This window comes from Oleiphilus sp. HI0125, assembly GCF_001635355.1.
Genome location: NZ_LWGF01000372.1, coordinates 1 through 1,279, shown reverse-complemented (window position 1 = coordinate 1,279; position 1,279 = coordinate 1). Strand labels below are relative to the sequence as shown.

Annotated in this window: 1 protein-coding gene; it reads right to left on the bottom strand. The window is 45.8% G+C overall.

Annotated features, from left to right (window positions below):
- Positions 1 to 1,279, bottom strand: a 1,279-nt coding sequence (locus A3762_RS05145) for an extracellular solute-binding protein (RefSeq protein ID WP_068754410.1), incomplete at both ends; no start/stop codon positions are given.

Below are 1,279 nucleotides of genomic sequence, written 5' to 3'. Positions count from 1 at the left end.
CCTAATTTGTAGGGGAGTGGTTCGGGTAAACGCTCAAATCGGTCCCAATATGCAACGCGGTGTACTCCAATATGCCAGTTAGGCACGATGTAATGCTCATTGAGCAATACGCGATCTAGAGCATGCATGATGGTAATAACTTCTCGTTCGGAAGTTACTTGGAGAAGTTGAGCGATTAGCGCGTCGATTGCTGGGTTATTAATGCCTGCGTAGTTAAAGCTGCCTTCTACATCGACCAGATCGCTATGGTAGTAGTCGCGTTGTTCGTAGCTTGGTGCATTACCTTGGCTAAGCACAAAGGTCATCATGTCGAAATCGAAATTATCGAGTCTGGCTTTGTACTGCGCGCTTTCAACTAGGCGTGGGTTAGCTTTAATGCCAACACGCTCGAGGTTCTTAATGAAGGGCAGAATGATACGTTTTAGTCCTGCTTGACGATAAATGAATTCAAATTCGAAGGGCTTACCTGTTTCGGTATGAATCAGTTGCTTACCATCTAATTTCCAGCCTGCTTCTTTCAGTAGATCCATTGCTGCACGCATCTTCTTGCGTATATTGCCGTCGCCTTTGCTTTGCTCGAAGCCAAATTCCTTATTAAATACGCTCGCTGGAAGTTGGGTTTTAAATGGCTCAAGTAAGGCAAGTTCTGCTTCAGAAGGAAGTCCTGAACTTGCATATCGAGAGTTCGGGAAGTAGCTCAGATTGCGCGTGTAGGCATTATGGAAAAGGGCTGCGTTGGTCCATTCGAAATCAAACAGGTGTGAAAGCGCTAGGCGCACGCGTCTATCAGAGAATAAATCACGACGCGTGTTAAAAAAGAAGCCTTGTGTTCCTGAAGGAATAGAGTGCGGGATGGCTTCTTTGATGACTTTGCCGCTATTGAGAGCAGGGAAGTCATACCCCTGTGCCCAGTTTTTTGCTGTGTAGTCATAGAAGATATCAAACTCGTCTGACTTAAATGCTTCGAATGCGATGGATTGATCACGGTAAAAATCAAAGCGCACTTGATCGAAGTTAAACCGGCCTTGGTAAACGTTTAAGTCCTTACCCCAAAAGTCTGGTACGCGCTCTAAGGTAATGCTTGATCCGATATCGACCTTTCCTATTTTATAAGGGCCGCTCAGCAGGGGAGTAACTTCTGATGAGGTCTCAAAATCTTTGCTTTCCCAAAAGTGCTTTGGCAATACAGGGAGCTCGCCTGTTCTGAAAATTGCTTGTTTGGCTGCGCCGCTTTTTAAAGTGAAACGTACGGTGTCGGTGTCGATCGCTGCCACGCTAT